Origin of the sequence: Lacrimispora sphenoides (genome assembly GCF_900105215.1) — a bacterium.
GTDB lineage: Bacteria > Bacillota > Clostridia > Lachnospirales > Lachnospiraceae > Lacrimispora > Lacrimispora sphenoides_A.
In genome coordinates, this window is the sequence record NZ_FOIP01000001.1 from 249360 (window position 1) to 262611 (window position 13252).

General features: G+C 43.0%; 10 protein-coding genes. 5 read left to right on the plus strand and 5 right to left on the minus strand.

Annotated features, from left to right (window positions below):
* Positions 1 to 9 precede the first annotated feature (9 nt).
* The 5 genes from BMW45_RS01130 to BMW45_RS01150 form a co-directional block, all read right to left on the minus strand.
* Positions 10 to 1341: a 6-phospho-alpha-glucosidase gene (locus BMW45_RS01130; RefSeq protein ID WP_092240183.1), complete on the minus strand. Its 1332-nt coding sequence runs from the start codon at positions 1339 to 1341 to the stop codon at positions 10 to 12.
* 11 nt (positions 1342 to 1352) lie between these two features.
* Positions 1353 to 2960, minus strand: coding sequence for a PTS transporter subunit EIIC (locus tag BMW45_RS01135; RefSeq protein ID WP_025231656.1), 1608 nt, complete (start codon positions 2958 to 2960; stop codon positions 1353 to 1355).
* A gap of 299 nt (positions 2961 to 3259) precedes the next feature.
* Positions 3260 to 3841 (minus strand): DUF1349 domain-containing protein, encoded by a 582-nt coding sequence (locus BMW45_RS01140; protein WP_092246059.1) that lies wholly within the window; start codon positions 3839 to 3841, stop codon positions 3260 to 3262.
* 60 nt (positions 3842 to 3901) lie between these two features.
* Positions 3902 to 5566, minus strand: coding sequence for a glycoside hydrolase family 13 protein (locus tag BMW45_RS01145; RefSeq protein ID WP_092240184.1), 1665 nt, complete (start codon positions 5564 to 5566; stop codon positions 3902 to 3904).
* Positions 5567 to 5652: 86 nt separating this feature from the next.
* Entirely contained in the window at positions 5653 to 6567 is a 915-nt protein-coding gene (locus tag BMW45_RS01150) for an AraC family transcriptional regulator (RefSeq protein WP_092240185.1), read from the minus strand.
* 210 nt (positions 6568 to 6777) lie between these two features.
* On the opposite strand from BMW45_RS01150, the gene BMW45_RS01155 reads away from it, so the two are divergent.
* The 5 genes from BMW45_RS01155 (at position 6778) to BMW45_RS01175 (ending at position 13250) form a co-directional block, all read left to right on the plus strand.
* Positions 6778 to 8595 carry a sensor histidine kinase gene (locus BMW45_RS01155; RefSeq protein ID WP_092240186.1) on the plus strand — a complete coding sequence of 606 codons (1818 nt, stop codon included), beginning with the start codon at positions 6778 to 6780 and terminating at the stop codon, positions 8593 to 8595.
* 1 nt (position 8596) lies between these two features.
* Positions 8597 to 10132, plus strand: coding sequence for a response regulator (locus BMW45_RS01160; protein ID WP_166433256.1), 1536 nt, complete (start codon positions 8597 to 8599; stop codon positions 10130 to 10132).
* Positions 10133 to 10239: 107 nt separating this feature from the next.
* Positions 10240 to 11517 (plus strand): ABC transporter substrate-binding protein, encoded by a 1278-nt coding sequence (locus BMW45_RS01165; RefSeq protein ID WP_242882853.1) that lies wholly within the window; start codon positions 10240 to 10242, stop codon positions 11515 to 11517.
* A 24-nt stretch (positions 11518 to 11541) separates the two neighbouring features.
* Entirely contained in the window at positions 11542 to 12420 is an 879-nt protein-coding gene (locus BMW45_RS01170; protein WP_330390638.1) for a carbohydrate ABC transporter permease, read from the plus strand.
* Positions 12420 to 13250 (plus strand): carbohydrate ABC transporter permease, encoded by an 831-nt coding sequence (locus BMW45_RS01175; RefSeq protein ID WP_025231648.1) that lies wholly within the window; start codon positions 12420 to 12422, stop codon positions 13248 to 13250. Before BMW45_RS01170 ends, BMW45_RS01175 begins: the two co-directional genes overlap by 1 nt.
* Positions 13251 to 13252 lie beyond the last annotated feature (2 nt).

The window sequence follows — 13252 nt, forward strand, 5'->3', positions numbered from 1 at the left end:
ATAATAATTTTATTTTAACTCTGGCCAGTAATCCTTGTTTGCCTCAATCATTTCATCCAGAATATGCTTTGCGGCCATTGCTGATGGTATGGTCTTATTTAATGTAAATGCTGCTAATGCTTTGTCATAACTTCCTTCTATTGCCGCCTCTACGATCAATTTTTCGCTGGCCTCCTGCTGCTCGATCATTCCTTTAAAGAAAGTCGGGATTTCCCCTACTCTGGTAGCTTCCGGTCCTTCGTTGGTAATATAGCAAGGAATTTCTACCATGGCGTCGTCTGGTAAATTTTTAACAGCACCATTGTTCATGACCATAACCAGATGACGTTTCTTTAAATTAAATGCCAGGCTCATCGCTACTTCCACGATAAATTCCCCATGAACACCGGTAAAGAATGGAGTCATATCAATTTCTCCGGTTGTTTCATACTGTTCTGCTGCCTGGAAAATCCGCTTTTCCCTTCCATCCATAACTTCATTGGCTCTTGTATAGTTCTTATCGGAATGTTTTACAATCTCATCCCCTAACAAATAGTACTGCATGTAGGTATTGGGCAGATAATCCGGGAACATTCTCATTAAATTCTTTGCATTGTCAAAGGTATGTTTCCAGGATGCATCATTATGCCGTACTTCACTTCTGTCATCCGGAGGCATATAGCCATGTTCTCTTACATAAGCCTTTAATTCTTCCGTCCGGTCTTCTTCCCCAACGCGGATTTTTGTAAACCAGCCAAAATGGTTCAGTCCAAAGTAATCCGGCACAATGTCTTTTCTGTCACAATCCAAAATGTTAGCCATGTTTCTCATGATCGCAACCGGCATATCACAGATATTTAAGATTCTGGCATTTGGCCGGAGTTTATGCATTGCTTTTGCGACAATGGCCGCCGGATTGGAATAATTTACGATCCAGTAGTCCTTGCTTGCATATTTTTCACAATAATCGATGACTTCTACCATCGGATAAATGGTTCTTAAACCATAGGCAAGGCCGCCTGGTCCGCAGGTTTCCTGGCCCACTACACCGTATTTTAAAGGGATCTTCTCATCAAGCTCTCTCATATGATACAATCCGACCCTCATCTGGGCAAATATAAAATCTGCATCCGTAAACGCTTCTTTTGGATCTGTTGTAAGAACCAATTTCACATCCGGATCAAACATCTCAATAACCTTTTTCACCAAAACTCCAACTTTGTCCTGGCGTTCTTTGAAATTATCATAAAGTCTTAATTCGGAAAGTTTAAATTGATCCTTCTGGTCCAGAAGGCTCTTGACTATTCCCGGCGTATAAGTACTTCCGCCGCCTACAATGACTAATTTAAACGTTCTGTTCATAGTGATTCCTCCTATTTCTGTGATTCCATCTTCTCTAACGCATCATCCACCAAGGTTCTCATTTTAGAGACGCTAAGGCCGTAAACTACCTGGACATCATTTCCCTTTTTCATAATACCGGCTGCTCCGGTGCCCTTTAATGCCTCTTCATCAATCCTTGAATTGTCTGCAACTTCTACTCTTAATCTGGAAAAGCAGTTTTCCAGACTTAAAATATTTTCTTTCCCGCCTAATGCTTCTACGATGATCCTGCCCTGGTTCAACCGGTCTTCCTCTGTCTCTCCGGTTTCGGACTGTTTTGCCTTTAATTCTTTTTTTACTGCTGCTGCATTGGCATTTAAATCCAAAGCCATATCCGTATCATCATCCTCGCGTCCCGGAGTCTTTAAGTTCAGCTTTTCAATCATAAACTTAAAGACAACGAAAATCACAACGATCTCAATAAGGCCGACCAGTACATACAAAGGCCATAAGGTTCTGCCGATTCCTGCCGGAAGATTTAATACAAGGAAATCCAGGATTCCATTGGTGGCACAGACACGGACGCCGATCAAATAAACTACCATCTGAAAAAAGCCATCCAGAACGGAATATACCAGCCATAATAATGGAGCTGCAAAAATAAAGGTAAATTCCAGGGGTTCCGTAATTCCGGCGATCACAGCAGTTAAAGTAGCCGGGATCATCTGAGCCTTTAAGTTCGCCTTTTTCGCTTTCCTGGCTGTTACATAGAAAGCCAGTGCCACACCGATGATACCAAATGTCTTCATCAGGCCATAGGTCAGGAAACGGCTGGTATCCGGCATCATTCCGGCTGCTGGATCACTTAACAGTGCCAGGAAGATCGGCTTTGCTCCAATTACGTTTTCTCCACCGATCACCGCCTGCCCGCCAACCGCCGAATAAAGGAACGGTGACCAGATTAAGTGATGCAGACCGGTAGGGATCAGGAACCGGTTTAAGAATCCGTATACAAATACACCTGCTGCTCCCGCAGTACTCATAAATCCGGTTAAAGCGGATATTCCATTTGCAACTCCCGGCCACACATAAGTCACGCCAATGCTTAATACTGCAATCACCGGGATCATGATCATGTAAACAAGCTTGCTGTTGCCATAAGGAGCGAATCCGCCCTTGAACTCGGTATCACAGTGTTTGTTGTGAACCAGGGCCACCAGAACACCGATGATCATACCAAGAAACACGCCCATATCTGTTACATGAAATCCTAACTGAATCGTTTGTCCTGTACCATATAAGGCACCGGCAGTTGCCCCTTCCACCATCTTTCCTGACAACTCCAGCCACTTGCTGTTGGCGCCTAAGAACATGATGTATGACATAAGCGCTACGAATGATGCATCTGCTTTTTTCTTTTTTGCCATACCATTTGCAATTCCCACACAAAATAAAATACTTAAATTCCCCATTATGGAATTCAGCATACTGTTAAAAAATTTGCCTACCGTCCACATCAGTCCACCTTCTGAAACAAATGCAGTATTGGTCATGATCGCTGTTAAAGCAATCATCATACCTACGACAGGCAAAAATAACACTGGTCCAATCATCGCTTTGGAAAAGCTTTGCATGGATTTTACTACTTTATCCCTCATCTCTTATTCCTCCATATATAGTTGTTTACACTGGTAATTACCTTGTGGTGGGATTTTATCATACTTGAATACAAATCAAAATATTTTAATCGTTATTCACAACATGTTGACCATATAGTGAACATATTTACTTATATTCATGATATATTTTGATGCCAGATCGAGTAAAAGGCATAAAAAAAGCGTTAATACTCAAATCCTTTTATGATATGAGTGTCAACGCTATCCTCTTTTATATCTATTATTCCCTGCAAATCACTTATAAAATCAAGGATTCCTTCTCCCAGCCTTCTTGTCTTTTATTTATGAGCATCCCATTTGCATTCGCTTATCTGGATATTGCGGAATGTTGCTCTGAATGAGGAATTTTCAGGACTGCATGCATAGAATCCAAATTGTATTTGTTTAGCTCCCTGAAACAAATGGAGGATTCTCATTTGCTTAAAACAATTGCCATCATAGCTGTATTCCAGACAATAATCCGATTCACGCCGGCTCAGACGATACCACATCGCCTTAATCGATGCATCAATATCAGTTGTCGCCCAGTCTGAATATCCGTGATTGGTTACTACACTGCCCAGCCTCTGATATTGCTCATTCTCATATTCAACAGAAGCTTTTATCCAGTTATCACTGTCTAAATAAACGGCGATGCCGCACTGATCAAATCTGCGTTTGCTTTCAAACTCTGCTTTCACAACTAATGAAAAATAGGGTTCCGTTGTTTTCATCAGAAATACAGGTGCATTATCCACCTGGAAACCATAATAGGTCCGCTGCCAGAGGTCTGTGTTTGGTTCGGTTGTCATGGTGAGAACATCATCAGAGAAATCCCAGAGCTTTGGCTTGCGGATCCAGAAAAAATCTTTTTCATTCATCTGGGTCATAATTACCGCCTTTCTTTTTCACACGTTTTCTGCATTCCATCATAGTTTCTATTAAATTTCCATCACAAGGAACTGCCAGCCCTTTAAATGAATCCTGGTCTCGTCAAAAGATACTTCCTCATAGTTATTGATCAAAACGGTCTTTGGCATCCGGGGAAGAGGTACTTCCTGTGCATCCTTTTGGAAATTTCCAATGATAAGAAGTGTTTCCGGCCCTTTCCGGTAGTAAGCCATAATATTCTTTTCATCTTCAAGCACAGGTTCCAGGGTTCCATAGATTATGGTTTCCTTCCACCTGGGTTGTTTCCTTAACTGGATCAGTTTTTTATAGAACATGAAAACTGAATGACCATCGGTCATCTGGTCAGCCACATTGATATCCCTATAATTAGGATTTACCTTCAGCCAGGGAGTTCCTTCCGAAAATCCTGAATTGGCCGATGCATCCCACTGCATGGGAGTTCTTGCATTATCCCTGCTATAGCGGCTTACAATGTTAAGCGCCTCTTCCGGTGAGTACCCTGCCTCCAGGGCGGTCTTGTACTGGTCAAGGGTGGCAATATCATCCACTTCATCAATGCTGGAAAAAACAGTATTTTCCATACCGATTTCCTGGCCCTGATAAATAAAAGGGATTCCTCGGAGCATAAAGTTTAAGCCGCCAAGCATCTTTTTGGCTTCCAGGCTGCATTCTCCTTCCGGAAGGTAATGGCTGACCCCTCTTGGCTCATCATGGTTTTCAATGATGTTGGATAAAAATCCGGTTGTACCCACATGCCTTTGGGCAGAAAAGCAGCAATGCTTATAATCTTCCGGAGTGATCGCTTTGGCATCATACCAGCCCTTTTCACTTCCTCCGAATATGGTTTCATTAAAATCAAATTTGCTGGAAAAGTAACCATTTTCACCGATAAAGGATTCTAATTCTTCCGGCTTTTCATCAAAGACCTCCCCAACGGTAAAGGCATCATGAGGTTTAAAGCAGCGGTCCCGCATTTCGCCTAAAAACTCACCGACTCCATTGGCGCGGGACAGCATCTCCTGGATGCTGCATAAACCATCCGCCCGGTCCGGTTCATAATCCTGTAAGGGAAGGGCCTTTTTTATATTAATGATTGCATCGATCCGGAAACCGCCCAATCCTTTATCCAGCCACCAATTGATATTTTTATAGACTTCCTCCCGGACTGCTACATTTTCCCAGTTTAAGTCCGGCTGTTTCTTATGGAACGAGTGGAGATACTGCTTAGTGGTACCGGGAATATCGCTCCATACAGAATTCCCAAAGTAGGAACGCCAGTTGGTCGGTGATTTACCATCTTTTTTCTCACGGATATAAAAGTAATTTCCATATTCGCCATCCGGATCGGCACATGCCTTTTTAAACCATTCATGCTCATCGGAGCAATGGTTTACGACCAGATCCATGACGATATACATCTCTCGTTCTTTCGCTTTTTCAATGAGCTCCTCCATATCCTCCATGGTCCCGAACCTAGGGTCTATGTTGTAATAATCGGCAATGTCATATCCCTGATCTGCAAAAGGGGAAACGTAAATCGGGGAAAGCCACAGGATATCCACACCTAAGTCCTTCAAATAATCCAATTTACTGATAACCCCTTTTAAGTCTCCAATGCCATCCCCATTGGTATCCAGAAAGCTCTTTGGATAAATCTGATAAGCTGTTTTATCATGCCACCATTTCTTAGTCATCGTATGTCAACCTCTCTTTTCAGTAGTAGCTTCATTCTACCTCTCAAAATAAGATTTGTCTTACACTTCTATGATTAAAAAATTCACTATTTTGACTTTTCTTTCCGATATTGTAAGGGAGTCGTTCCGGTATACCTCCGGAATATTTTTAAAAAATTTCCAAGGTTAAAAAAACCGGAATCCAGGCATATGTTCATGACCGGCAGGTCGGTTGTCTCCAGCAACGTGATTGCCTTCCGGATCCGGTAATCATTGATGTATTCGGTGGGAGTCCTGCCAAGGGCCTTTTTAAAAAAGCGGCAGAAGTACTGTTCGTTCATATTGGCAAGAGAAGCAAGGTCACGGATATAAATCTTTTCCCTGTAATGGTTCCTGATAAAGGTAATAGAGGCTTTGATCAGTTCTACCCGCGTATCCGTATTGCGGTGGGAATCGGAATACAGGTGGAACTGGAACAAAGTGGCAAGCATTTTAAGGAGGGAAGCTTTGATTTGAAGCTGGGAGATCACAGCTTCAAAAACGTCTTCCTCCTGCTCTAAGCCTTCCTCTCCGCCAAAGGAATCGGTAACATTCTTAAAGCACTCCAGGATAGAAGCATAAGACGGATGATCTGGCTGAAGGCATCTGGGAAAGGAAAGTTTATTGTTTTTTAGGGGATTGATTAAGTACATCTGAGCGGAATCATAAGCGTCGAAGCTTAAAAGACCCGGCTGGAACACGATGGCATGTTCCTCTTTTAAGCTTTTGGATTCACTGATGATTCCATGAAGCTCCCCCGGATTGATAAAATAAATACATTCATCCGTAATTTCATAGGACTCCATGTTGACTAATAAGCGAAAATGTCCCTTAAGGAAGTGGATCATTTCAATTTCCTCGTGCCAGTGGTGCTTTACTAAGATGCCCTTTTGCGCTGATTGTGTCCGGTAGATTCCACATGGAAAAGAACTGGTACCATGGGGACGTCCCTCTTTTAATTTGGATTTTGTCTCTGGATTCATGATTATCCTCATTTCCCGGCCGTTTTTATGCCTTTTCGTCAGGTATATTACGCAATCCGCTTCCCTGCCTGATTCGGTTAAATATACGGTATATTACGTGTATCATAACACAGGGAGGGAAAGGGATTCAAGCAAAAGCATACTGGTCAAGAAGTTATGTTTATAGTACACTTAGTAACATAACCAAGCCAGAATACCAGGAGGAATACTATGCTCAAACGATTCCGAAGATTATCTTTTCAGTCCAAAATACTGCTTACCTATTTGCTCTTACTGCTGTTTACCGTGGTTATTTTTGCCATCTGCTATATTCAGGGGGTCTCTTCTGCCCTTACCTACAACATCGAGTACATGAAACAGTCTAACCAGCAAAAAAACATGAACTTAGATATTGCCATGGGAAATAACAGCTCCTTAAATCTTCTGCATCTCATCGATCCCAAGATCAATGTCATACTCCATGAAAAGTCCAGTAACATGTCCCCCAAAGACCGTTACGAAAGAGACTATTATATGCAGACCGTTCTAAAAATGCTCACGGTCATCAATCCCCATGTACAAAGGACAACCATCCTGACATCTGCAGGAGACACCTATTGCAGCATAAACAATATATCAGAGGATTATATAAAAAATGCATGGAAGGCCATCGAAAGTGTTGATTGGAAATCAAAGAGCCAGAAATACTATACAATCCCTTATCCCCAGAAAATAGGCAATACCGGCTATTCCCTGGTAACGGTATACCACCAGCTTTCGGATATCGGCGAGTATAAAACCTATGGATATCTGCTGGCAGACTTGGATTTTGGATCCATTGCAAAAGATTTTAATTCCACTGATGCAGCTGACGGTCTGGCGTCTTCCTTTGCCATTGTATATAAAAACCAGGTCATCTATAATTCCAGAAACGCCCACATCAATCTGGAGACCGACCTTTCAGAAAAGGAAAAGCTGGAGGCCTTTCCTCATCTGGAGCAGATTGAGGCCTCCGGAAAGGGATCAGGGCAGCTTTCTCTAAATGGTACCCTCTGCATTGCTGCTGTTTTAAAAAATGAATCCACCGGCTGGTATCTGGTGCAGTATATCCCAAAGCACCTGCTGATCAACACCAGCATGGAAAGCATGCTAAATGTCATGGCATGGGTGATGCTTATCCTGACTGCAGCCGGGATCTTAAGCCTCATATTATCCAAGCAGGTCAGCCGGCCGATCAAAGCACTGGCAGAAACCATGAACCAGGCAAGGCAGGGAGAAGTAAAGCTTTTAACAGGATTAGAGCCCAGGGAGGATGAAATCGGAAACTTAATTGAAATCTATAATGAAATGGGAAAGAGGATCAATGACAGCATTACCAAACTGTATATTATGCAGATCAATCAAAAGCAGGCAGAGCTTAAAATGCTTCAGTTCCAGATCAATCCCCATTTTTTGTATAATGCGCTGAACACGGTTACAGCCATTGCCAGGCTGGAAGAAATCGAAGAAATCCCAGCCATTACAGAAAGCCTGTCGGATATGTTCCGCTATAACATAAAAGGGACTGATTTTGTAACCGTAAAGGATGAAGTGATTCAGCTAAAGAACTATATCCGAATCCAGTCCATCCGGTTCCCCGGGCGCTTTGCAGTGGAGTATGATATCCCCGGGGAATACGAGAATAATGGGGTTATTAAATTCATCCTGCAGCCCATTGTGGAAAACTCCATACAACATGCGTTTAAGAGTAAACGGGACCAGGACTTTTTAAAAATCTCCGTATCACCGGACTCGGAAGACTATCTTATGATTTCCGTGTACGATGACGGGTGCGGTATGTCAAAAGAGAAGGTGGATGAATTAAACCATGCATTATGGAATACAAAAGCCAACACCCTGCTGGGAGAGGATGGAACTGGCATCGGATTAGCCAATGTTAATGCAAGGCTTAAAAACTTTTATGGAGAAGATTGCGGAATTGTGGTGGAAAGCCGGTACGGAAGCTTTACCTGCATTCACATGCGGATCAAGAGAACGAAGGAGGGTTAGAATGAAGGTCATCATTGCGGAAGATGAATATTACGCAAAAAAAATGCTCGTTAAACTATTAACTAAGATTGATATGGATATCACCGTATGTCTGGAAGCCGAAACCGGGAAACAGGCGGCAGATTATCTTGCCGGCGAGGACGCAGACCTTGTGATAACCGATATCCGCATGCCGGAAATGGACGGGCTGTCCCTCGCAAAATATGTAGAAGAACACTGCCCGGCAACGGATGTGGTTATCGTAAGCGGCTATTCAGATTTTAACTACGCCAAGGAAGCAATGAAATATGGGGTCCGGTATTACCTTACCAAACCGGTAAAACCCGAGGAACTGGAAAAGGCCATACGGGATATTACAGAAACCAGAGAAGAAAAAAAAAGGCTGCTTGAAAAACAGGTGGACCGGAGGCTTTTGCAGGAATCCCTCCAATATGTGAATATCTCCGGCATTCTGGCAAACCGGGCCCTGATGGATACCTTCCGTAACCTGTGCGGCGGACAGCTAAGGGAACGCTCCTACCAGATGCTCTTATTGCAAGGGAAACAGCGTATGAGCCGGGAGGAGGCAAAGATCTTGGCAGAATTCTTAGAATCCGCATCAGACCACGCCAATATCCAGGTCTTTTATTTTCAGCAGCCGGATGAGGTGATCGCCATGAAGTTTGACGGGCAGGAGGTGCTGTGGGATCAAAAGTTTTTACTCCGTCTGAAGCAGGAACTATCCCATAGGAAAATAGAAATCACCTGTGGCATAAGCAGGGTTTATAAAGGGGAAGAACTGCTGGGAGATGCATACCGGGACTGCGTTTATGCCATCAACGGAAGACTGCTTGATGAAAAAACCAGAGTGTTTGAATATGAACCGGAGCTTTCTATGGAACAGATCCTGACACAGCAGGAGGAGCTGTTGATCTACGAAAGTGTGATGAAGGGAAGCTACCAGCAGGCTGAGGCTGCTCTCCAACAGTTTTTTGTAAAATGCAAGGAGGGAAGCTGGAATGTATATTCCTTATACAGCGGTATCATGCAGATTTTTTCCGTGATCAGCAGAGCCTATTGTAGCAGGGAGGCTTCTTCTGAATCAGAAGAGGTAAACCGGTATCTTTTGTTTTCCTTCAAATCAGATCTTTATCAGTTCCGGACCATGGAAGAGCTTGAGCGGTATATGTTTAAAATTCTGGAAAACACCTGCGGCTCCCAGGTGGAAAAAGGTAGCATCATCGAAGAGATCAAGAATTACGTATCCCTTAACTTCCGGTACGAGATTTCCTTAAATGAACTGGCAGCCCATAAGTATTTTATGAATTCCAGTTATTTAAGCCGTCTGTTTAAATCAGAAACAGGGATGAATTTTTCCAAATACTTAATTACCTACCGCATGGAACGGGCAAAGGAGCTTTTAAAAAATACAGTTTTTAAGATAAACGAAATCGCTGATTATGTAGGCTATAATGATACCTCCTATTTTATCCACACCTTCAAGCGCCTTTATCAGATGACTCCCGAGCAATATCGCGCCCAGGTAGAAAAAAGGTAAAAAATGTTTTACGTAACATCTCAGATACCTTATATAGGTGGCCACAATTTGTTTTGTATAATGGAACCACCAAATAACAGGAAACAGAAAGGGCGAGGATGATTTATATGAAAATGAAAAAAATGTTGGCAGTTGGTTTGACCTGCTCTCTGGCAGCGATGCTTGCTGCGGGATGCAGTGAATCAGGTAAAACCTCAGGCAAGAGTTCCGATTCGGGAGTCACACACCTGGAGTTTTTCTCATCAAAGATGGAAAATGTATCCACCATGCAAAAGCTCGTGGACAAATTCAACAAACAAAATACCGATGTCCAGGTTACCTTAAATTCCCCGGCAGATGCGGGAACTGTATTAAAAACCAGGATGACTAAGGATGATTTGCCGGATATCATTGCCTATGGCGGCGATAACATCTATACGGAACTTACAGAAGCAGGGATCTTATTGGATTTAAGCGATCAGGAGGTTTTAAAGACCATAAACGATTCATATATGCAGATGGTCTATGATATCAATGGGGATAAAGCAGAAAAAGCATACGGCATCCCGTTTGCTGCCAACGCTTCTGGAATTATCTATAATGCAGATCTGTTTAAAAAAGCAGGTGTAACGATTCCGGAGACCTGGGATGAGCTCATTGAGGTATGTGAAAAGCTGTCCGCAGCAGGCATCCAGCCCTTTGAATTAAGCTTTAAGGATAGCTGGACCATCCTACCCTCCTGGAACTCTCTGGCGCCGGCAACACAGCCTGAAGGCTTTTTAGATGCGAAGAAAGAAGGAACCACCACTTTCCTTGGCACCCATGAAGAAGTTTTGGAAAAGTACAGCACTCTGGTGAATTATGCCCAGGCAGATTTTATGGGAACTTCCTATGATGACGGAAACCGCAGCTTTGCAAATGGCGAAGCAGCAATGCTGATTAACGGCGTGTGGACCGTACCTGAAATCAAAAAAACCAATGAATCCATTAATCTTGATATGTTTGCTTATCCGGCAACCAATGATAAGAGTAAAAATAAGGTTGTATCCGGAATCGATGTCATGCTTATGGTGACAAACCAATGCAAAAACCCGGAAGCTGCCAAGCGTTTTGTGTCATTTATGTTGGAACCGGAAAACAGTCAGCTTTACATTAACGAGCAGTTTGCATTTTCTCCGGTGGAAGGCGTTGTACAGGAGGATGCTTCGGTGGCCGGACTGGCAAAGGATATTGCAGATGGAAAGGTTACGGATTTTGTAGACCATTATTATCCCAACGGTTATAATCTGTCTGCTATTTTATCCGAGTTTTTCTTAAACAAGGCAAATGGTATGGATGAAAGCGAAAACATTGCTGCAATACTGAAAAAGTGCGATGAACAATATGATATCCTCAATACCCGTTAAGCCTGGTAAAAGGAGGATAAGGCATTGAATAAACATAGAAGTAACCATATCAGTCCAGCGTTCTATCTTATGGTGGTTCCCGTGGCAGCACTGTTCTTTTTACTCCATACGGTTCCCTTTCTAAAAGGTATCTTTTACAGCTTTACCAACTGGAAGGGCTATGGGAACTGGGAATTTATCGGTTTTAAAAATTTCCTGCAGTTTTTTAAGGATCCTTCCATAAAGCAGGCCTATGGCTTTACCTTTCAGTTTGCACTTTCCGCCACTGTCCTTGTCAACGTATTAAGTCTGGCGCTGGCATGCGGGCTCAATGGGAAAATTCGTGGAAAGAATTTTTTAAAGGCGCTGTATTTCCTGCCATATATGCTGGGTACTCTGATCATCGGTTTTGTATTTAACTTTATCTTTGGAAATATCATTCCGGGATTTGGAAAATTGGCGGGTATCGATGGGCTGAGTGTCAATATCCTTGGTACCAGCAAAGCATGGCTTGGGGTTTTGTTCGTTACCGTCTGGCAATCCATGGCCTTTAACACCATGATCTATCTCTCCGGCCTTCAGACGGTGGATAAGGATATTTATGACGCGGCATCCGTTGACGGTGCCGTAGGCCTCCAGCGGTTTATCAAGATCACCTTCCCGCTGATCGCTCCTTTCTTTACCATCAATATGGTATTAAGTGTTAAGAGTTTTCTTATGGCATTTGACCAGATTATGGCAATGACAGGGGGAGGGCCCGGAACTGCGACCACTACGATCTCCATGTTGATTTATAAGCGGGGATTTGATGGCGGACAGTTTGCTTACCAGTCAGCCAATGCCGTTATTTTATTCTTGGTAGTGTCGTCAATTTCCGTATTCCAGCTAAAGATTTTAGAAAAAAGGGAGGCGAAAATAAACTGATGAAAGAGAAAGAAAAGACCAATTGGCTCCTGACAATCCTTCTGTCGGCAATCGCTGTTTTCGTTATCCTGGGCCCCCTTTATATTACGGTGGTAATAGCATTGAAATCACCGTCAGACATGGAACATGTACTGGCACTTCCCACTTCCCTGCACTTAGAGAATTTTTCCAGGGCATGGGTGCTTACCGACTATCCAAAGAAGTTCTTAAATACATTTTTTATCACAAGCATCAATCTGGTGTTTACCATCCTGACTAATTCCATGGCGGCTTATGCCATTATACGGAATAAGGATAAAAGCAGATTTTTCAATCTCATGTATTATTATTTTATCAGCGCCATGTTTATCCCTTTTAATGTGATTATGCTTCCCCTGGTAAAACAGGCCTCAGCCTTTCACTTGGATAACATCTATGGCATCACATTAATTTATATTATATTCGGACTGCCCATGAATACGTTTCTTTATTCAGGTTACATCAAATCCCTGCCTGTGGCATTAGAGGAGGCGGCGAGGATCGACGGGGCGGATACGTTCCAGACCTTTTGGCGCATTATATTTCCGCTTCTTAAGCCCATGAGCGCTACAGTGGCAATCCTGTCCTTTATGTGGACCTGGAATGACTTCCTGATGCCCCTTGTTTTGCTGAGCGATGCAAGCCAGCAAACCTTACAGTTGGCCCAGTATGTGTTTAAAGGCCAGTTTTCCACGCAGTATAACCTTGCCTTTGCCTCGTATTTGATGGTGCTGCTGCCAGTTTTAGCGGTATATGTTTTTTGTCAGAAATGGATCATCGCAGGAGTGACTAGCGGATCTGTAAAAGCTTAACG